Annotated in this window: 17 protein-coding genes; 1 reads left to right on the forward strand and 16 read right to left on the reverse strand. The window is 73.7% G+C overall.

Features of this window, described 5'->3' with window-relative positions:
* Positions 1-145 precede the first annotated feature (145 nt).
* The 12 genes from ACFP2E_RS14850 to ACFP2E_RS14905 form a co-directional block, all read right to left on the reverse strand.
* The gene (locus ACFP2E_RS14850; RefSeq protein ID WP_378523052.1) at positions 146-610 is read right to left on the reverse strand and encodes a pilus assembly protein TadG-related protein; all 465 of its coding nucleotides are present in this window, start codon (positions 608-610) and stop codon (positions 146-148) included.
* Complete coding sequence (locus ACFP2E_RS14855) at positions 607-1071, reverse strand: hypothetical protein (RefSeq protein ID WP_378523051.1); 465 nt, start codon at positions 1069-1071, stop codon at positions 607-609. The genes ACFP2E_RS14850 and ACFP2E_RS14855 overlap by 4 nt, the downstream gene beginning before the upstream one ends.
* On the reverse strand, positions 1068-1457 hold the full coding sequence (locus tag ACFP2E_RS14860; RefSeq protein WP_378539347.1) for a TadE/TadG family type IV pilus assembly protein: 390 nt from the start codon (positions 1455-1457) through the stop codon (positions 1068-1070). Before ACFP2E_RS14860 ends, ACFP2E_RS14855 begins: the two co-directional genes overlap by 4 nt.
* A 5-nt stretch (positions 1458-1462) precedes the next feature.
* A complete protein-coding gene (locus ACFP2E_RS14865; protein ID WP_378523049.1) occupies positions 1463-1657 on the reverse strand; it encodes a hypothetical protein in 195 nt (64 codons plus the stop codon).
* Positions 1658-1718: 61 nt separating this feature from the next.
* Complete coding sequence (locus ACFP2E_RS14870) at positions 1719-2660, reverse strand: type II secretion system F family protein (protein ID WP_378523047.1); 942 nt, start codon at positions 2658-2660, stop codon at positions 1719-1721.
* Positions 2657-3526, reverse strand: coding sequence for a type II secretion system F family protein (locus ACFP2E_RS14875; RefSeq protein ID WP_378523046.1), 870 nt, complete (start codon positions 3524-3526; stop codon positions 2657-2659). Before ACFP2E_RS14875 ends, ACFP2E_RS14870 begins: the two co-directional genes overlap by 4 nt.
* Entirely contained in the window at positions 3526-4770 is a 1245-nt protein-coding gene (locus ACFP2E_RS14880) for a CpaF family protein (protein ID WP_378523045.1), read from the reverse strand. The genes ACFP2E_RS14875 and ACFP2E_RS14880 overlap by 1 nt, the downstream gene beginning before the upstream one ends.
* A 232-nt stretch (positions 4771-5002) precedes the next feature.
* Positions 5003-5680 (reverse strand): response regulator, encoded by a 678-nt coding sequence (locus tag ACFP2E_RS14885; protein WP_378523044.1) that lies wholly within the window; start codon positions 5678-5680, stop codon positions 5003-5005.
* Positions 5673-7781, reverse strand: a complete 2109-nt coding sequence (locus ACFP2E_RS14890; protein WP_378523043.1) for a histidine kinase — start codon at positions 7779-7781, stop codon at positions 5673-5675. The genes ACFP2E_RS14885 and ACFP2E_RS14890 overlap by 8 nt, the downstream gene beginning before the upstream one ends.
* Positions 7782-7791: 10 nt before the next feature.
* Positions 7792-8487, reverse strand: coding sequence for a hypothetical protein (locus tag ACFP2E_RS14895; protein WP_378523042.1), 696 nt, complete (start codon positions 8485-8487; stop codon positions 7792-7794).
* Positions 8488-8700: 213 nt separating this feature from the next.
* On the reverse strand, positions 8701-9786 hold the full coding sequence (locus ACFP2E_RS14900; protein WP_378523041.1) for a matrixin family metalloprotease: 1086 nt from the start codon (positions 9784-9786) through the stop codon (positions 8701-8703).
* A gap of 230 nt (positions 9787-10016) precedes the next feature.
* Complete coding sequence (locus tag ACFP2E_RS14905; protein ID WP_378523039.1) at positions 10017-11789, reverse strand: BCCT family transporter; 1773 nt, start codon at positions 11787-11789, stop codon at positions 10017-10019.
* 248 nt (positions 11790-12037) lie between these two features.
* Here ACFP2E_RS14905 and ACFP2E_RS14910 point away from each other — a divergent pair, with 248 nt between their 5' ends.
* A complete protein-coding gene (locus ACFP2E_RS14910) occupies positions 12038-14536 on the forward strand; it encodes a malectin domain-containing carbohydrate-binding protein (protein ID WP_378523038.1) in 2499 nt (832 codons plus the stop codon).
* A gap of 128 nt (positions 14537-14664) precedes the next feature.
* On the opposite strand, the gene ACFP2E_RS14915 is transcribed toward ACFP2E_RS14910, so the two are convergent.
* From ACFP2E_RS14915 to ACFP2E_RS14930, 4 genes are all read right to left on the reverse strand, one after another.
* Positions 14665-15042: a hypothetical protein gene (locus ACFP2E_RS14915; protein ID WP_378523037.1), complete on the reverse strand. Its 378-nt coding sequence runs from the start codon at positions 15040-15042 to the stop codon at positions 14665-14667.
* A gap of 107 nt (positions 15043-15149) precedes the next feature.
* Complete coding sequence (locus ACFP2E_RS14920; protein ID WP_378523036.1) at positions 15150-16415, reverse strand: sensor histidine kinase; 1266 nt, start codon at positions 16413-16415, stop codon at positions 15150-15152.
* Positions 16408-17106 (reverse strand): response regulator transcription factor, encoded by a 699-nt coding sequence (locus ACFP2E_RS14925; protein WP_378523035.1) that lies wholly within the window; start codon positions 17104-17106, stop codon positions 16408-16410. Before ACFP2E_RS14925 ends, ACFP2E_RS14920 begins: the two co-directional genes overlap by 8 nt.
* A gap of 46 nt (positions 17107-17152) precedes the next feature.
* Positions 17153-19549 carry an Ig-like domain-containing protein gene (locus ACFP2E_RS14930; protein ID WP_378523034.1) on the reverse strand — a complete coding sequence of 799 codons (2397 nt, stop codon included), beginning with the start codon at positions 19547-19549 and terminating at the stop codon, positions 17153-17155.
* Positions 19550-19553 lie beyond the last annotated feature (4 nt).

Raw genomic sequence — 19553 nt, forward strand, 5'->3', positions numbered from 1 at the left:
TGGTCGCTCGAAAGCCCATGCCCACCCCTCCTCCGCGCCTCGGGGTCCTGCCGGGTCCAACGATTCATGGTCGCGCGGGATCCGGTGGTCTGGTCGACAGGTCCAGTCCGCCCGGTCCAGTCCACCGAGGAGTCCGGGGCCGGTCTCAGCCGAGCGGCTCGAGGGTCACCGCGGCCTCGCTCTGCGACGTCACGACCGCCGTCCGCGGCGCGCCGGGGAAGGTGAGCGGCAGCTCGACCGGGGCGCGCAGCCGGACCGCGACGCTGTCGTCGGCGGGGTCGAGCGCCACCTCGTAGCTCAGGCCGGGAAAGGCTGCGTGGGCCCCGGTCCGGCGCAGGTGCTCGGCCACCGCGGCACGGACCCGCGCCTCGGCCAGGTCGAGCCGGCCTGCGGCGGCGACGCCGTCGGCGTACAGCAGGGCGGGGTCGGTGGACCCGGCGTCCGCACCCGCCAGCGCGGCGCCGTCCGCCACGGTGTCGAGCGACTGCCGCTCGAGGAACGCCGCCGAGGCGTCCACCACGACTGCCACCGCCATGAGCAGGACCACGGCGAGCCCGACGATCAGGAGTGTCGTCTGGCCGAGGTCGCCGCGGCTCCCGGCGGCCCTCATGGCACGTCCCGGAACTGGCCGACGGGAACCGTGTGGGACGCGGTGAGCGCAAAGCTCGGCGCGTCGCCGCCGAGCGCCTCGGGGAGCAGCGGCAGGTCCACGCGGGAGTGGACGACGACCGTGACGACGCTGCCCGCCCGGTGGCAGTCGGACGGGACGGGCGCGCACGACACCGTCAGCCGCCACGGCTGGTCGGGCACCCCCTGGTCGGCGAGCGACTGCCCGGCCACCGCCTGCGCCCGCGCGTGGCCCGCGGCCGCGTCGGGGGCGAGCACGAACGCGCGGCCCGCGGCCCGCGCGGCGCCGCTGGTCGCGAAGGCACCCCGCTGCACCTCGAACACCGACAGCACAATCCACAGCACCGGAACCAGCAGCAGGATGCCGAGCCAGATGAGCTCGACGACCGCGCTGCCGCGCTCTTCCGGCGACGGCCCGCCGCCCTCGGGTCCTCCGCGTCTCATCCGACCTGCTCCTCGACGGCGTGCCCGGAGACGACGAGCTCCACCGCGGGCCCGCCCAGCCCGAGCGCCGGCACGGTGGCCCGCACCGTGACCCGGACGGCGGGCGCCCCGTCCACGGTCACCGACGAGGCCTCGACGTCGCGGGCGAACCTGCCGGAGACGGCGGCGTCGATCTGTGCGCGGGTGCGGGCGACCCCGTCGGCGGCGTCGTGCTCGAGCGACGCGGCGTGCCGCGCCCCCTCGGCGGCAGCGGATGCGAGCGTGTTGCGGACCATCAGCACGAGCGCCACCTGCAGGATGCCGAGGAACAGCGGCAGCAGCACCACGAGCACCAGCACGAGGTCCACCACCGCGGCCCCGTGGTCGCGGGAGCGGCTCGACCGCACCACGGTCAGCTCACGGAGCTCAGCGCGGCGCGCAGCATGCCGGTCAGCTCGCCGCGGGCGAGCTGCCAGATGATCGTGACGAGGCCGGCGGTCATCACGGTGATGAGCACCCATCCGGGCACGTCGCCGCGATCGGTGCGGCGGGCCGGGACGGCCAGGGCGAGCCAGCAGCGGGTCAGGGCGAGGGTCAAGGTCTCCATGGTCCTCCGTTCGACGACGACTTCAACGACAGCTCGGGTGGGTGGGTACGGCGAGTGCTCCTCAGGGGGTGGTCAGGCTCAGCCCGACCACTCCGGGCCAGAAGGCGAAGAACACGGTCACGGGCAGCACCAGGAAGACGACCGGCACCATCATCAGCACCTCCTTGCGGGCCGCGACCTCGATGAGCTCGCGGCGCCCCGCCTCGCGCACGTCGGCGGCCTGGGCGTGCAGCACGTCGGCGAGGGGCGTGCCGCGCTCGACGGCCACCGCGATCCCCTGGGCGAAGCGCGCCACCAGCGGCAGCCCGGTGACCGAACCCCAGCGGTCGAACGCTGCGGCCACGGGGGTGCCGGTGCGGACGTCGGCGAGGACCCGCGCCAGGTCCCGCGACAGCTCTCCGCCGCTGCGTCGTACGACGCGGTCGAGGGCCGCGGTCGGGCCCTCGCCCGCCGCCACGGCGAGGGCGAGGAGCTCGGCGACCGCGGGGAACTCCGCGACCATGCGGCGCTCGCGGGTGCGGACCTGCGAGGTGAGGTGGTGGTCGCGCGCGACGACTCCGAGAGCGAGACCGACGCCGCAGAGGAGCAGCGACGACCCCGCCGAGCCGGTCCCGGCGACGGCCCGCAGCAGCCCCCACGCCGCGGCCACCGCGAAGCCGACCAGCCCCCACACCACCTGCTCGACGCGGAACTCGTGCACGGTCAGCGGCAGGGCCGCCCGGTCGAGCCGGCGCCGTACCGAGGTCGCGCCGCCGAGAACCCGCTCCACGAGGTCGGCGGCGGTCCGCAGCGGGGCCCCGAGCAGGCCGGGTCCCGCGGCGGCCGCGACCGGCGGGACGACCCGGAGCGCGGGGCTTCGGCCCACCTGGGGCAGATCCCGCACGTAGGGCAGGACGCGCAGCGCCAGCTGGGGCCGACGGGCGGCCCGCACCCGCGACCACACCAGGAGCCCGCCCAGCGCGACGCCCGCCCCTGAGGCGGCACCCCACAGCTCCGCAGTCATGCCAGGATCCGCCGCTCGAGGGGCAGCCGGCCGATGCGCATCATCAGCCGGTAGGCGGCGAGGCACGCGGCTCCCCCGACGACGAGCACGACGGCGCCGGCAGGCGAGGCGTAGCGACGGATGACCTCGGTCTGGAAGGACATGAAGAGGAGCACCAGCCATGGCGAGGCCACGGCGAGCCGGGCGCCGTTGATGGTCCAGGCCTGGCGCGACTCCATCTCCGCGCGGGTGCGCGCGTCGTCCCGGAGGTAGCCGGACAGGTTCCGCAGCAGGCGGCCCAGCTCGCCGCCGCCGACCTCGCGGGCGATTCGCAGCCCCTCGCACACCCGGTCGCCGGTGGGGTCGGCGAGCCGCTCCTTGAGCCGGTCGAGCGCGTCGCCGAAGCGCCCGCTCACCTGGTAGTCGAGCGCGAACTGGTCGAAGGCGTCGCGCAGCGGCTCGGGACCGCGGGTGCCGAGCGCAGCCAGGGCGTCAGGCAGCGAGAGGCCGGCCCGCACCGCGGACGCGAGGTTGTCGATGGCCTCCGGCCACACGTCGGCGAACTCCCGCTGCCGCCGTCGTGCCCGGCCGCGCAAGGCCGTCACCGGCGCCCAGGCGCCGATGAGCCCGAACGCCGCCGCGACCGTCGGCGTCGCCGAGACCGCTTGGACCATGAGCGCGGTCGAGGCGCCCAGGGTGGCGCACACGGCGAGGAAGGCGCGCGGCGACACCTGTGCCATCCCCGCCCTGGCGAGCAGCTCGGCGACCCGGCCGCACGCGCTCCGGGGCGCCGACGCCACGGGCCCGCGGACGCCCCGCGGCAGGGCGAATGCGGACCACACGAGCAGCAGGCCGGTGCCGACGCCCAGGCCGACGAGCGCCCCCATCAGGCACCCGCCAGGATCCGGCGGACGTCGATGCCCGCCCGCTCGAACAGCTCGGCCCGTGGCGGCATCCCGCCGGTCCGCTGCAGCCGTTCCCCGGTCCGCACGAACAGGGGCTCGACCTCGATCACGTCGTTCTCCACCCGGCCGGGCACGCCGACGACCTCGTTGACCCGGCGTACGCCGTGCCGGTCGATGCCGAGGTGGACGACCAGGTCGACGGACGCCGCCACCGTCGGGACGACGAACCGGGCCGAGATGTTCTCGCCGGCCAGCAGCGGCAGGGTGCACATCTTCATCAGGGCCTCGCGGGCGCTGTTGGCGTGGAGGGTGCACATCCCGGGCAGGCCCGCGTTGAGCGCCAGGAGCAGGTCCATGCACTCCTCGGCCCGGACCTCGCCGACGATGACCCGGCTCGGCCGCATCCGGAGGCTCTCCTTGACCAGCGTGCGCAGCGTGACCTCGCCGGTGCCCTCGAGCCCGGACTGCCGAGTCTGCAGCGCAACCCAGTCGGGATGCGGGAAGCGCAGCTCGAAGACCTCCTCGCACGACACGACCCGCTCACCGCCGGGGATGGCGGCGGCCAGGCAGTTGAGCATCGTCGTCTTCCCGGCCTGGGTCCCGCCGGCGACGAGGACGTTGAGGCCGGCCCGCACCGCGGCGCCGAGGAACGCCGCGGCCTGGGGCGTCAGGCTGCCGAGCTCGACGAGCCCCTCGAGCCGCCCCGCCCGGAGCACGAACTTCCGGATGTTGACCGCGGAGAAGCCCCTGCTGATGCCCTCGAGCACCACGTGGAGCCGGTGGCCCTCGGGCAGCATCGCGTCGACGAACGGCTGGCTCACGTCGACCCTGCGGCCGCTGGACTTCAGCATCCGCTCGACGAGCTCGTTGACCTGGGCCGGGGTGAGCACGAGGTTGGTGAGCTCGTGGCGCCCGCGCCGGGCCACGAACACCCGGCTCGGATCGTTGATCCAGACCTCCTCGACCTCGGGGTCCTCCAGCAGCGGCTGCAGCGGGCCGAACCCCGCCACCCGGGCGACCAGCTCCCCCACCACCGCGTCGGGGTCGGGCACCGGGGCGACCGCGCCGGTCAGGCTGCGCTCGTCGTGCCGGCGGACCACGCCCTCCGCGATCCGGCGTACGACGATGGCGTCGCGCTGCGGGTCGACGCCCTCGTGGCGCACCAGGGCACGCACCTGCTCGTCGAGCGACTCGACGAGCGAAGCGTGCGCGTCGGCCACGGTCATGCGGACCCCCGTCCCCCGAGTGAGGCCGGCCCCGCCCGGGGCCGGCCTCGAACCTACGTCAGCCGTCGCCTACCCCGCTCCGCCCCGATCGCAACCTGTGGAAAGGCAAAGATTCCGCGACCTGCCACCAGTTCACCCCAGAGAGGCGCCGAGCTGCCGCCAGTTGTCCCCCGGGCAGGACAACTGGTGGCAGCTCGGCATCATCCCGCAGCCAACTGGTGGCAGGTCGACGTCAGGGACCGACGAGACCGGCCTCCCGTGCGACGACGACCGCCTGCGCGCGGTCGGTGACGTGGAGCTTGCCGAACACGTTGCTCGCGTGGTTGCGGGCGGTCTTCGCACTCATGCCGAGCCGCCGGGCGACCTCGACGTTCGACAGGCCCGCGGCAATCAGCTCCAGCACCTGGCGCTCCCGCTCGGTCAGGTCCGGGAACACCGTGGCCCGCCGGAGCGCGTCTGAGGTCCCGACCAGGTCGAGCAACCGGCCGGCCACAGCCGGGCCGAACACCGCGTCGCCGCGCGCCACGCCCCGCACCGCCCGCTCGATGTCGCCCGGCGCGGCGCCCTTGAGGACGTAGCCCCGGGCGCCGGCCCGGATCGCCGCCAGCAACGTCGAGTCGTCATCGGACATCGTCAGCACGAGCACGGCGACGTGCGGGCTGCTGACCGCGAGCCGGCGGGTCGCCTCGACGCCGCTCACCTCGGGCATGTTCAGGTCCATCACCACGACGTCGGGCTGGACCTCCTCCACCTGCCGGAGCACCTCGGCACCGGTCGTTGCCGTGCCGACCACGTCGATCCCCGGCACGTCGAGCAGGGCCCTCAGGCCCGCGAGGAACACCGGGTGGTCGTCGGCCAGGACGACCGATACCGAGTCGTGGAGCGGAGCCCCGGTGGTCGGGTCAGCCATCGGTGGCCTGCTTCGTCGCGACGACCGGCAGCACGGCATGGACTCTGGTCCCCGCCGAGGCCCCGGGCCCGACCCGGACGACTCCACCGAGCTCCTCGGCCCGCTCACGCATGGACTGCATCCCGATCCCTCCGCCTCCGCGGTCACCGGCGAGGCCGGCCCCGTCGTCCTCGACCACCACGTGGATCGCCCCGCCCTGCACCCGCACCTCGACCCGGCAGCGACGCGCGCTCGAGTGCCGCCTCGCGTTGGTGAGCGCCTCCGTCGCGATCAGGTACGCCGCGACCTCGGTGGCCGCGCCCACGGGACCCGGGTCCTCCACGACGACGGACACCTCGAACCCCTCGGATCCCAGCTCGGCCGCCCGCTGGCGCAGGGCGCCCGCCAGGCCCAGGTCGTCCAGCACCGCCGGACGGAGGCCGTGCACGATCCGGCGGACCTCGCGGATGCTCTCCTCCAGGTGCCCACGCAGCTCGGCCAGGTGGCGCGCCGACCCCCCGTCGGCCGCCCCGAGGGAACGTGCGGCCGCGTCCACCCGCATCGTCATCGCCGCCAGCGTCGGGCCCAGGTTGTCGTGCAGGTCGCGCCGGATCGCCAGCCGTTCCTCCTCCCGCGCCCGGACCAGTCGTTCACGAGAGGCCGCCACCTCGCGCGAGAGCCGGACGGCGCTGACGGCGACCGCCCCCTGACGCACCAGGTCGTCGATGAGTCGCAGGTCAGCCGCGGAGAAGGCCTCGCCCGGACCCCGCCGCGCCACGCGGACCTCACCGAGCACCCGCCCGTGCAGCGTGAGCGGTCGACGTTCGGCCCGCGCCCGCACCTCGTCGCCGACCGGCCCGCCCGCCTCGCAGGCGGGCCCCTCGGCCACCTGCACCGAGACCCACGGCGCCCGCAGGGCGTCGACCAGGGACGCCGCCAGGTGGTGAGCCACCTCCTCGAGCTCGTCGGTCGCGTCCAGCCGCCGGGTGAGCCTGCGCAACGCCTGGTGGGGCCGCGTCCGGTCGCCGTAGAACAACCGGTCGACCTGATGCTGGACCCGTGCCCGCGCCGGTGCGAACACGACGGCCACCAGGACGGCGGACAGCACCGGCGCCAGCGACGTCGGTGCCGGCAGCAGGGCTGCGAGGACCGCGGCGGAGCCGAGGTACGCCAGGGCGACCAGCGCCGTGCACGTGGCGTAGACCAGCGCCCGGTTGAGCATCGGCCCGACCCCGAAGAGCTGCCCACCGACGAGGCTCAGGGCGACCGCCAGGGCGAAGGCCGTGTGCCCGGCGAAGTACAACGCATTCCCCGTGGCCGGCCCCATCGCCGGTGCGACGAGCGTGGCCACGGTCTGTGCGGCCGCGGCTCCCGCCACCCAGCCCAACGCGCCGCGGTCGGCTGCGGCGCGGTAGCGGAACAGGATCGCGGCGGCTCCGACGGCCACGCTCACGGCGTACACCACCAGTGCGGCGGGGAGGAGCCGGACCGCGACATCCGCGACCGGTCCGAGCTCCCAGGCGGACCCGGCGCCGAACCTGCCGGGCAGGCCCGGCAGCAGCGGGCCGGGATGCACCAGCGCGAGAAGGAGCAGCGCGCCGGGCCCGAGCAGCACGGGCAGCAGGGCTGCTCGCCACCGCCGGGAGGGGAGGCCGCCGCTCGGGAACAGCAGCAGGAGCAGCGGGAAGCTGAGCACCTGGGCGGTCGCCAGCCGGGTCGCGACCCATGCGGCCACCGCGACGCGCGTCGACGTCGCGTCCACCGCTCCCCAGTGCACGGCGAGCTGCTGGGCGAGGGCTCCGACGGCCAGCCAGACCGCGTCCCACAGCAACAGCCACCCGATCGGGCTGCGCGGCAGCCTCGCGGCCAGGACCGCCGCCGGGAGCAGGACCACGAGGGCGTTGAGCGGTCGCAGGAAGCTGCCGGGCTCGACGACGGCCGTGCGGCCGTTGTCCCAGACGATCAGCAGCAGAGCCGCGCAGGCCACGGCCGCGACGGCACCGGCCGTCGTGCCGACGGCGATCGGCGTCGCGCTGGGCCGGCCCGGAGTGCTGCGGCGAAGGACGCCGAGCGCGTCGGCCTGCAGCACTCCGGCCGACTGGGACGATGCCCCGACGACCACGGCGAAGAGCCTACTCGCGGCGGCCGGGGGACGCGCCACTGATTTCGAGGCTGTCGGCGCGGGCGATGGCCACTGCCTGCCATGCCGTGAGCACGAGGTGCACCGCCACGGGCAGCCAGAACCTCGGGGACGACTTGTCGGCGCCTGCGCCCACGATCATGCCGCCGATCACCACGACCGTCGTCGCGACCGGGACCGCGAGGGGAAGGCGTCCCGCTCGCCACAGCCCGTACGGCAGTAGGAGCAGCCCGAGCAGGAACACGGGGATCAGCAGGAAGACCGGGCTGGAGAGCTCGATGAAGTCGCTCCAGACGGCCACGGCGGCGTCCCCGCCGCTGCGCGCCGTCGCCACGAGGGTGAAGGACTGCACGGCCTCACCCGCGTGCGAGGCCACGCCAGCGGTCACCAGGACCGCTGCCGCGGTGGTGAGCCACTCGCCACGACCCCGGACGGACCCGGCGACACCGAGCATGGCGAGGCAGAACAGGACCGAGTAGGCGAGGTTGATCGCCCCGAAGGCGATCACGTCACCCTGGCGCTCGGCCGCGACCTGCACCGTGGTGGCCGCGTCCGGATAGCCGCCAGGGAAGGGGCTGTACGCGCCGCCGGCCCAGAGCAGGGCCACAGCAAGCATGAAGGTGGCGGCGACCGCGACTCGGGCCGTGGACAGCCGCGAGCCGGTCTCCGCGCCGGCGACAAGTGACATCTGGTTCTCCTCGTTCCACTGGCGACGACGTTCGCCGCCACGGTTCTGCAGAGAAGCAGGGCGCCCGTCCCGAGCGGATCTGTACGACGTCCCGGTGTGGACGGGTCAGTGTCCCGGGACCGCACCCGCGACCTGGTGCGGGGCCTCCCGATGCCGAGGCGGCGCAGCGCCCCCGGCAGTGCCGTCTGGCCGGCTGGCCCGCAGTCCGGCTCTTCAGCAGTGGCGGCTGGCGGCGGCCAGGCCCGCCCGGTCCCCGGCACCCCACGCGGCCGGGAGCGGGGTACCGCTCATGACCTGCCGGTCTCCGACGGCGTGGTCCAGGCCCAGCGCGTGCCCCAGCTCGTGCATCGCGACCGCCGACCAGAGCCCGCCGGCGGCGAGGTGCCCGGCGGTTGCGTCGAGCGTGATCCGCGCCGACCGGATCGTCCACGGGCCCGGGTCATCGTCCTCGATGCGTGTCGCGTGCACCGTCACGACGCCGACGACGGAGCCGCGCAGGTGCGCGTTCCTCCGCTCGGTGGCCCAGTCCACGACGATCGTCTGCTCGTCGACCGCGCGCCGCTGCTCGGTGAAGGTGAACCCGCTCTCCCGGTCCACGGCCGCGACCGCGTCCTTCACCGCCCCTGCCGCACCGTGCGGAGCCCCGGAACGGTCGTGCGTCCACGACAGCTCGCAGCCCTCCCACCGGGCCGGCCCGTCCAGGAGCCAGCCCCAGTCGTCGGCGGTGTTCGCGCGTCCCTTGCGGGCCACCTGGTGCTTGCTGCCGTAGGCGACGCGCATGGACGTCGACCTGGCGGAGGGTTGGCGGCTCGTGGCCGGCGCGAAGGCGCGCAGCTCGTCGACCCGCGACCGGCCCACGCCGGGGAGCCGGGTCGCGAAGCTGCCGGAACGGCTCGTGCGCAGCGAGGCGACGGTCCGCCACCCGCCGGACACCCGCCGCTGCACCCTGACGGGCCGCCGCTGCTCCGCGCCGGAGGCGCTCGGGACGACCCCGGACACGCGGTAGCGGCTGCCGAGGTCCACCCGGGTCGGCGCGCTGAACGCCACGCTCCGACGGTCCCGGCGGACCGCAACGGTGACCCACAGCTGACGCCGTTTCTGGGTCTTCACCTCGACCACGTCGAGGACGTCGTCGTCCTCCAGGCCGGGTACGGCGGTCGCGATGGCGGAGGAGGTCGGGTCGCCGCCCTGCTCGTCGCCGACGTCGCCCGTGGCAGACCAGGACGGGGCACCGGCGAGGACCGCCGCGAGGGCGGCCAGGGCCGTGGCCGGGCCGAGAAGGCGGGCACGTCCGGTCATCTCTCACACCCCCGTGGAGAACTGCTGGTCCCTTCCACCATCGGACGATCCGGACGATCTGTGAGCGATTGTACGAAAACTTCACACGCCACCATCGGCGTGTCGCTGGCCAAGGAGTGCTACGGCGCGAGAGCGGTCCGAGATGCGCCGAGCTGCCACCAGTTGCCCCCGTGCGGGGGAACTGGCGGCAGCTCGGTGGTGACAACCGGGTAACTGCTGGCAGCTCGGCGTCAGGTGGTGCCGTCGTCGCGGTGCCGGCCGGGGCCCGGCCCGCCGGAACCGCCCGACGTGCCCGAGCCGCCCGTGCCGCCCGAGCCGCCCGAGCCGCGCGTGCTCGAGCCGTCGTCGAGGTCGCCGTTCTGCTGCCTGACGACCTTCTCGACCACGCGGGCCACCGGCTCCTCGAAGTGCTCGTCGAAGTTCTCCCGGAGGTCCTCGGTGACCCGTCCGTGCACCTCGCGGTGCATCTGCTCGTGGCGCTGGTGGTTCTGCGCGCGCAGCAGCACCCGGTGCTCGGACTTGAGCGCCTTGTACGTCGCCACGCACATGGCGACCATGACGACACTGAACGGCAGCGCGGTGATGATGGCTCCGGTCTGCAGCGCCGCCAGGCCACCGGCCAGCAGCAGTGCGATCGCGACGAGACCTTCGAGCGAGGCCCACAGCACGCGGCTCCACGTCGGCGGGTCCGGGTCGCCGCCGGAGGCGAGCATGTCGACCACCAGCGAGCCGGAGTCGGACGAGGTGACGAAGAAGATCGTCACCAGGACGATTGCCCCGACCGACAGCAGCACGCCTCCGGGCAGCGTCTGCAGCAGGTCGAACAGGACGTTCTGGCTGATCAGGCTGCCGTCGTCCTCGAGGAGGTCGCCCTCCTCGATCTGCCGGAAGATCGCCTGGCCGCCCAGCACCGAGAACCACAGGAACGTCACGAGCGTCGGCACCAGCAGCACGCCGGCCACGAACTCGCGGACCGTGCGGCCACGGGAGATGCGGGCGATGAAGACGCCGACGAAGGGCGCCCACGAGATCCACCAGCCCCAGTAGAACGTCGTCCACGAGCTCTGCCACACCTGGCCGTCGTTGCCCGAGAAGGCGCTGGTGTCGAAGCTCAGCAGCAGCACGTCACGGAAGTAGCCGCCGAAGTTCTGCACGAACTCCCTCAGCAAGAAGAACGTCTCGCCGAGCAGCAGGATGGCGAGCAGGAACACGCCGGCCAGCACCAGGTTGGTGTTGGACAGCCACTTGATGCCCTTCTTGAGGCCGGTGACCACGGAGATGATCGCGAACCCGGTGATCACCGTGATGAGGACGACCAGGAGCAGGTCGCTCGGCTCGCTGAACACGCCGAGGTGCACCAGGCCCGCCGAGACCTGCTGGACACCGAGGCCCAGCGAGGTGGCGACGCCGGCGACGGTGCCGACCACGGCGACCGTGTCGATGACGTCGCCGATCCAGCCGCGGGCACGCTCCTCGCCGATCAGCGGCTCGAGGGCCCAGCGGATCGACACCGGGCGGCCCTTGCGGTGCACGGCGTACGCCAGGGCCAGGCCGACGACCACGTAGATGGCCCACGCGTGGAAGCCCCAGTGCAGGAACACCTGGGACATCGCCGCCTGAGCCAGCTCGGCGTCATCACCCTCGACCCCCGGCTTCGGGTTGGTGAAGAAGGTCAGCGGCTCGGCCGCGCCCCAGAAGACCAGTCCGATCCCCATGCCGGCCGCGAAGAGCATCGCGAACCAGGCCATCAGGCTGAACTCGGGCTCGTCGTCGTCCTTGCCCAGCGTGATGTCGCCGAAGCGGCTGAAGCCCATCCACAGCGAGAAGCCGACGAACCCGGCCACGGCCAGCACGTAGTACCAGCCCATCTTGTCCACGATGCCGCCCTGGATGTCACCCAGGAACTCGCCGGTCCCGTCCGGGAAGGCGATGGACAGCACGACGGCGCCGCCGAGAATCGCGAGCGCGGGCCAGAAGACGCCCGGCGCGACGGATGAGAGCAACCCCTCTGATGCTCTCCAGGGCGGCCTCCCGGCCGCCTCGGACGGTTGGTTCTCCTTCACACTCACGGCTCCGGAACCTCCTGTCGGTGGTCACCCCCGTCCTTACGACCCTAGAACCGGGGGGATGGTCGGGCAACTGGTCGTGACTTACCCAACGACGGCGATGGCACGCCCCCGCGCCGTCCGTACGGTCGAGCCATCCCACGGCGCCACGCCGCGGACGCCCTGCGTGCCCCAGGAGCTGCCCCATGCCCCACCGACTGCTGCGCCGGCGCGCGTCGCTGAGCCGCCGCCTCCCGGTCCTCGTCTCCGTCGGGGCGCTGGGCCTCGTCGGGCTCACGCCGGCCCCCACCGGAGCCGTCAACGCCGACCACGGCAACCAGGTCGTCTCCGCGATGCCGAAGCTCGGTACCCCGCACGTCATGAACGGCACCGTCTCGGCCCTGGTGCAGGTCGGCAACACCATCGTCGCCGGCGGCAGCTTCACCTCGGTCAGCCCGTCGGCCACCTACACCGACACCAGCGACGACCTCGTCCGCAACCGGCTGTTCGCCTTCGACGCGACCACCGGGGTCATCGACCCCGCCTTCGACCCGAACCTCGGCGGGCCGGTCAACTCCCTCGCCACCGACGGCACGCACGTGTACGCCGCGGGCTCGTTCGGCTCGGTGGGCGGCAAGTCCGGCTACAAGCGGCTGGTGAAGCTCGACATGACGGGCACCCCGGTCAAGGAGTTCAAGGCGGTCCCGAACGCGGTCACCAACGAGGTCGTGGTGCGCGGCTCGCGGGTCTACGTCGGCGGCGGTTTCACCTCGATCAAGTCGCGTACGGTCACCTACCCGATCGGCCGGCTCGCTGCCCTCGACAGCGTGCGCGGCACCCCGCTCGACGCGATCGACCTGGCCTTCTCAGGGGTCTACAACCCGAACAAGAAGAACCCCGGCACCACCAACGTCAAGCGCTTCGACGTCGACAGCGCCGGAACCCGGCTGGCGATGGTCGGGAACTTCACCACGATCTCGGGGCAGACCCGCAACCAGGTGGCCGTGCTCGACGTCAGCGGGCCGACGGCCTCGCTGACCCCCTGGTCCACCAACCGCTTCGATCGCACGCGCAGCGTCTGCTCCGGCTCGTTCGACACGTTCACCCGCGACGTCGACTTCTCCCCCGACGGCTCGTTCTTCGTGGTCACGACGACCGGCGCCTTCGGCGGCGGCGCCAACTCCGGCGGCCTGTGCGACACCGTCTCCCGCTGGGAGACCGACCAGACGGGCAACGACCCGACCTGGGTCGACTACACCGGCGGCGACACGCTGTACGGCGTCGCGGTGACCGGCAGCGCCGTCTACATCGGCGGCCACCAGCGGTGGCTGAACAACCCGTTCCAGGGCGACCAGGCGGGCCCGGGCGCCGTGTCGCGGGAGGGCATCGCGGCCCTCGACCCGCGCAACGGCCTGCCGCTGCGCTGGAACCCCGGCCGCGACCGCGGCGTCGGCGCCCAGGCGCTGCTCGCGACGTCGCAGGGGCTGTGGGTCGGCAGCGACACCACCCTGTTCGCCAACCAGCGCCGCGGCCGGGTCGCGTTCCTGCCGCTGGCCGGCGGCACCACCGTGCCGACGACCCCCCCGGCGGCCACGCTGCCCGACGACCTGTACGCCGCGCAGTACTCGACCGCTCCCGGCAACGTGCTGCACCGCGTCAACGCCGGTGGGTCCACGGTCAACGCCACCGACGGCGGGCCGGCGTGGAGCAGCCAGGGCAACCGCGTCAGCGGCGGCAGCAACGCGACGTTCACGACCGTGGCGGCCCGCGACGCCACGCTGCCGGCGAGCGCCCCGACCGAGGTGTTCGGCAGCGACCGCCGCGGCAGCCAGGACTGGAACTTCCCGGTGGCGTCCGGCACCCCCCTGAGGGTGCGGCTCTACTTCGCCAACCAGAGCACCTCGACGGACCAGCCGGGCGAGCGCGTCTTCGACGTCCGGCTCGAGAACACGACGGTGCTCGACGACTTCGACGTCGTCGCGGCGGTCGGCCACCGCACCGGCACGATGCGGGAGTTCGCGATCACCAGTGACGGCAACGTCGACATCGACCTGCGCAACGTGGTCGACAACGCGATGGTCAGCGCGATCGAGATCCTCGACGCGGGCGCGTCCCCGGGCACGCCCGGCGGGCTGCTGCGACTGCCGGTCGACGCGTCCGGCGCCCCGGCCGGCGCGGCGACGCCGGTGACCACCAGCCCGGGGACCATGGACTGGGGCGCGGTGCGCGGAGCCTTCCTGCTCGGCGGCACGCTCTACTACGGCCTCGTCGACAACGGCTTCTACCGGCGCAGCTTCGACCCGGCGACGGGTGCGCTCGGTCCGCAGGCGCCGGTGGACCTCCACGACGACCCCGACACCGGCGTCCGGATCCCGTGGCCGATCGCGTCGGTCACCGGGATGTTCTTCGATCCGGGCACCCACCGGATCTACTACAGCGTGGCGGGCGACAGCCGGCTCCTCTACCGCTACTTCACCCCCGAGAGCGAGATCGTGGGCGGCCAGACCTTCGTCGCCGACAACGGCGGCGTGAGCCTCAGCTCCGTCGCTGGTCTCACCCTCGCCGGCGGTCGGATCCTGTACGGCGCCACGGACGGCTCGCTCCGGTCGGTGCCGTTCAGCGGCGGCCGGGTGACAGGTCCGCCGACGGTGCTGAGCAGCGACGGCACCTGGCGGCACCGTGCGCTGATGGTGCCGACCGGCTGAACGGACTGGTCGGGCGGGCGTCGCGGACGGCGGGCCGACCCTGTCCCGGGCACCCCCCGCCCCGGCCGCCGGCCCGCCGTCCGCCGCGCGGCACGCCACTCAGGGCGCGCCCGCGGTCCCCACCCGCCTCAGGGAGACGCTCCGGCGCGCGGCGTCCTGTGGTCTCGCCGCTCCTCCGCGGCTGCGATGGCCACCAGCAGCGCCGCCATGGCCCGCGCGTGCCAGGCGCCGGTCTGCCGCGGCGGCCGGCGCCGCAGCCGGTCGCACGCGGCACGCAGCGCCGTGGGGTTGCCGTGCGCGCGGACCACGAGTCGCTCCGCACTCCGGAGCACGCTCCAGTGCTGCGAGCGCGCCTCGCGCACCGCCTGCTGCACCAGCGCCCGGACGGAGTCGGCCGGGACCACGGTCGCCACCCGGCGCGGCCTCACGCCACCCGGCGCGAGCTCGGCCAGCAGAAGACACGTACGGAGGCCGGTCGTCAGCCTGTGCCTGCTGGTGGTCCTCATGTGCGCCATCCCTCCCACGGCGCTCAGCACGCTACTCAGCGGCCGGGACCAAGGACAGGCCGAACGTCCCTAGTCATGCCCCCCTCGATCCGGCCGTGCACGGCGCGTCAGCGGCGCGGCAGCAGGATCTCGAGGTCGTCGGTGACGCCGTCCCCGACGACCCGGCCACCCTGCGCCTCGGCGACGGCCCGCGCCTCGGCGAGACCCGCTCCGGGCTGGGGCCGCCGGGGGCCGAGGAAGGCACGCACCCCCGCCGCCGCAGCGGCGAGCCGGCCGTGGCCGTTGGTGGCTGTCCCTGCGGCGATGACCCCGGCGGGCATCCGGACGCGCAGGTGGTTCTCCTCGCCGACGAACGCCATCCGCACCGGCTCCTTGCCGGACAGCACGACGTCGGCGAGGACGAGGTCCAGCACCTGCTCGACCGGGCCCGGGGTGAACTTCAGGTCGAGGTCGCCCTCGGCGCGGGCGGACAGCCGGCGCCTGTCCTCGCCGAGCCGGTCTGCCCAGCGCTGGGCGAGGTCGGTGGCCATCTCCCGGAGGCTCACCTGCGCGCCCTCGACGAGCACGCCCTTGCGGGAGAGCGCGACCAGCTCGCCGGCCGACGCGTTGACGTCGTCGACGCAGCGCAGCCCCCGCTCGGCGGCCGCGCGGGCGTCCTCGGGGACGTCGTCGCGCAGCGTCAGGTCCTCCAGCTCGAGACGCAGCGAGGTCAGTGGGGTGCGCAGCACGTGCGAGGCGTGCTCGGCGAAGTCGCGCTCGCGTCGCAGCCGCGACTCGAGCTGCATGGCGCTGGTCCGCAGCGACTGCCCGATCGCCTGCGCCTCGGGGATCCGGGTCCGTGGCAGCTCGAGGTCGAACCGGCCCCGCCCCAGCGCGCCGGCCGCGACGGCGAGCTTCTGGAACGGCCGTGAGAGGCCCCGGGCGGCGAGCCAGCCGGTCGCCCCGGCCAGCAGCCCGATGAGCAGGAACAGGGTCACCAGCTCGCCGATGTCCGCGCGGGCGACCGGCGCGAACCCGGGCGAGGGCTCACTCATCGTCACCAGGCCGTCCGGCGTCCGGACCGCCACGGTGAGGTCGCTGTCGGAGCTGCCCTCGAACTTCTCGCCCTGCACCTCGATCGCCGAGCCGCCCGAAACGGCGTACTCCAGCCGGCCCTCCTGCGGCACGAGCGGACCCAGGAAGGCCCGGCCCACCGGCTTGCCGGCGTCCACACGCTGCTCGACGAGCTCCGCGACGAGGGCGGCGTGCTCCCGGAGGTGCCGGTCCTCCTGCTCGCGCATCAGGTCCTGGAGCGTGAAACCACGCACCACCCCGGCGGAGACCAGGACCACGACCGCCAGGAGGACGAACGCCGCGGTGATCCGCTCACGCATCGTCGGCGCCCTCGAGCCGGAAGCCCACTCCTCTCACGGCGACGACGCGGTCGGGGACACCGACGCTCTCCAGCTTCTGGCGGAGCCGGCCGATGGTGACGTCGAGCGTCTTCGTGGAGCCGTACCAGTTCTCGTCCCAGACCTCGGCCATGAGCCGGTCGCGGGAGACCACCTTGCCGCGCTGCTGGACCAGGATGCTCAGCACGTCGAACTCCTTGCCCGTGAGCTGGACCTCCTCGTCGCCGAGGAACGCCCGGCGCGCGGCCTGGTCGACGTGCAGCCCGCTCTCCGCCGGTCCGCCGTCGTCGTCGCCGCCGCTGCCGTTGCCGTTGGTACGACGGAGCAGCGCGCGCACCCGTGCCTGCAGCTCGGCCAGCCCGAACGGCTTGGAGAGGTAGTCGTCGGCGCCGTAGTCGAGGCCGACCACCCGGTCGAGCTCGCCGGCCCTTGCGGTGACGATCATGATCGCTCCCCCGAAGCCGGTGTCCCGGGCCCGCCGGCACACCTCGAGGCCGTCCATGTCGGGCAGGCCCAGGTCGAGGATGACCACCTCGGGGGCGTCGTTCTTCATGCTCCCGAGCGCCGTCTCCCCGTCCTGCACCCACGTCACGTCGTAGCCCTCGCGCTCGAGGGTCCGCACGAGCGGGAAGGCGATGTCGTCCTCGTCCTCCACCACCAGCACACGCGCCATGGCAGCGAGCATAGGGGGATCGGGCCGCTCAGTCGGGGCTTTGAGGTCAGAGGTCGGCATCGTTGGTTCCCTTCTCGGTGACGGCGGTGGTCTCGCAGGAGCTGCCGAGCGCGCTGAGCACCGAGGAGGACGGGAACCAGGTCATGGTCCCGGCGCTGGTGTCGGTGTTGATCCAGTTCCAGTGGCCGCCGTCGGTCCGTGCGCTGAGCCGGACGGTCACCTGCGTGACCTGGACGCCGTTCACCAGGACGGTCCGGGCGGTCATCGTCGAGTTTCCGAACACCGCGGTGCGGTTGTTCTTGATGTAGTCCTGGGTGAAACCGACGCTGCCGAGGTTGGTGCCCGGGAAGACCATCCAGTCCGTGCCGGGGCTGCCGGTGACGGACGAGTCGCGCAGCTCCACCGGCACCGTCTGCGGCACGGTGCCGTCGGTCCAGCCGGTCTTGATCGTGGACAGGTTCACCACACGGGACCAGGTGAGGACGATCTCGTCCCCGGCTCCCGCCTCACCGGCCGTCCCGCCGTTGGTGGCCTGCACGTCGGTGCCGCGCAACCGCTCCACCGTCACCGTGACCGTCGGCGAGAGGTAGGTGAGGATGCCGCCGCTGGACCGCGTCATGACCGCCCGGAGGTCCGTGGCGCCGGTCGGCAGCGAGGCGGTGTTCCAGCTGCACGACCAGGGGGCCGTGGTGTCGACGCAGATGCTCGTCCAGCTCTGGGCACCCGGCGGGTCGTACTGGAGCTCCACGGAGCTGATGGCCGTCGGGGAGTACGCGCCGGCGGTGACGGTGACGACCTCGCCGTGCTGGATGACGGCCCCTCCCGTCGGCGACGTGACCGTCACCCAGGAGCCGCTGTTGTCGACCGTCCTGGTGACGCTGGCCGTGGTCGTGGTGTTGCCCGCGACGTCGGTCGCGGTGGCCCGGAACTGGTGGTCCCCGTCGGCGAGGCCGCCGGTCGCGAGGGGGCACGAGTACGGCGCGGTGGTGTCGGGAGCACCGCCACAGGTGATCCACGTGCCGCCGCTGGCCGGACGGTGCTCGAACCTCACGTGCGTCAGCCCCGAGTGGGCGTCGCCGGCCGTGGCCGTGAGCGTGACGGAGCCGCTGAGCGGGCCGGCGGGCACGGTGAGCGAGACCGTCGGGGCCGTGTTGTCGACGAGCGTCGACTCGGTGTCGCGGTAGACGTTGCCGTTGTGATTCACGGTGGCGCGGACGAACGACGTGCCCGAGGCGACCGTGGTGGTGTCCCAGGTGCACGTGGTGCCGGCGCCGGCGGGCCGGCTGCCGCAGCCCGAGATCGTGGTCCAGCCCGACGAGCCGTCGGGCGACCGCTCGAAGGCGACCGTCGGCCCGGAGGCTCCGCTCCACGCGGAGGTCAGGGTGACGTTCCCGCGCACCACCGTGGCGATGGGCAGCAGGTCGAGCGTGGCGTTGCGCACGTTGCCGATCTGGACGACGGAGCGGGAGTTGCCGACGCCGTCGGTGGCGGTGGCCCGCACGTCGTGGTCGCCCTCGGGGAGGGCGCTCGTGTTCAGGGCGCAGCTGTAGGGCGCGGTGGTGTCGGTGCCGCAGGTGGTCCAGGACCCGGCCCCCGCGGCCCGGTACTCGAACAGCACCCCGGTGACCCCGGTGCCCGGGACCGGGTCGCTCGCGGTCGCCGCGAGCGTCACCGTGCCGGACCACGGCGACGGCGGGAGCTGGAGGCTGAGGTCGGGCGGCGCGTTGTCCACGTGGATGTCGTCGACCCGCGCGGTGAGCACCTTCGCGACCACGACGCCGCGCAGCCGGAAGTCGAATCGCCCGGTCTCCGTCGACGCGAAGGTGCAGGTCTTGGCGGGGCCCACGGTGTCGCCGCACCCGGGGACCGTCGACCAGCTGCCCGACCCGGCGGGCGCGTACTGGAATCGGACCGTCGACGGCACCGACCCGGTCCCGGTGAGCCGACCCGAGAGCAGGATGTCGCCGGACTCCGGCGACGCGATGGGGTCGATCTCCGCGGCGGCCGCGTTGATCACCTCGGTCGTGCGCACGGACGAGGTGTCGCTGTTGCCCTCCAGGTCGACGGCGATCGCCCGCAGCTCGTAGGCGCCGTCGGCCACCGACGTGGTGACCCAGGCGCACGAGTAGGGCGCCGTGTAGTCGGTGCAGAGCGTGACCCACGTGCCCGACGCCTGCACGGCGTACTGGATGAGGACGTGGGACACCCCGGACGGAGTGTCCGAGGCGTTGGCGGTGAGCGTGACGACGCCGACGACGCCGGCGCCCGGGTTGTCGAGCGTCACGGTGGGCGGCGTCCAGTCGGGCGCCGCCTCGACGTACAGCCGGGTGCTGCTGCTGTCGGTCCAGGTCGCGCCCGACGTCTCGACCTGCCACACGGGCAGGCCGGCAGCGGCGCCCAGGCACACCAGGAGCGCCGTCAGCCCGACCCACAGCCGCTGCACAGGA

Origin of the sequence: Nocardioides sp. GCM10027114 (assembly GCF_042659625.1) — a bacterium.
In the GTDB taxonomy this organism is placed as follows: domain Bacteria; phylum Actinomycetota; class Actinomycetes; order Propionibacteriales; family Nocardioidaceae; genus Nocardioides.

Bases quoted from the DNA above. Each gene is read 5' to 3' on its own strand.
- ACFP2E_RS14850 (WP_378523052.1), bottom strand. From the start codon at position 610: ATGAGGGCCGCCGGGAGCCGCGGCGACCTCGGCCAGACGACACTCCTG.
- ACFP2E_RS14875 (WP_378523046.1), bottom strand. From the start codon at position 3,526: ATGGGGGCGCTCGTCGGCCTGGGCGTCGGCACCGGCCTGCTGCTCGTG.
- ACFP2E_RS14895 (WP_378523042.1), bottom strand. From the start codon at position 8,487: ATGTCACTTGTCGCCGGCGCGGAGACCGGCTCGCGGCTGTCCACGGCC.
- ACFP2E_RS14910 (WP_378523038.1), top strand. From the start codon at position 12,038: ATGCCCCACCGACTGCTGCGCCGGCGCGCGTCGCTGAGCCGCCGCCTC.
- ACFP2E_RS14900 (WP_378523041.1), bottom strand. From the start codon at position 9,786: ATGACCGGACGTGCCCGCCTTCTCGGCCCGGCCACGGCCCTGGCCGCC.
- ACFP2E_RS14915 (WP_378523037.1), bottom strand. From the start codon at position 15,042: ATGAGGACCACCAGCAGGCACAGGCTGACGACCGGCCTCCGTACGTGT.
- ACFP2E_RS14870 (WP_378523047.1), bottom strand. From the start codon at position 2,660: ATGACTGCGGAGCTGTGGGGTGCCGCCTCAGGGGCGGGCGTCGCGCTG.
- ACFP2E_RS14925 (WP_378523035.1), bottom strand. From the start codon at position 17,106: ATGGCGCGTGTGCTGGTGGTGGAGGACGAGGACGACATCGCCTTCCCG.
- ACFP2E_RS14855 (WP_378523051.1), bottom strand. From the start codon at position 1,071: ATGAGACGCGGAGGACCCGAGGGCGGCGGGCCGTCGCCGGAAGAGCGC.
- ACFP2E_RS14920 (WP_378523036.1), bottom strand. From the start codon at position 16,415: ATGCGTGAGCGGATCACCGCGGCGTTCGTCCTCCTGGCGGTCGTGGTC.
- ACFP2E_RS14880 (WP_378523045.1), bottom strand. From the start codon at position 4,770: ATGACCGTGGCCGACGCGCACGCTTCGCTCGTCGAGTCGCTCGACGAG.
- ACFP2E_RS14865 (WP_378523049.1), bottom strand. From the start codon at position 1,657: ATGGAGACCTTGACCCTCGCCCTGACCCGCTGCTGGCTCGCCCTGGCC.
- ACFP2E_RS14885 (WP_378523044.1), bottom strand. From the start codon at position 5,680: ATGGCTGACCCGACCACCGGGGCTCCGCTCCACGACTCGGTATCGGTC.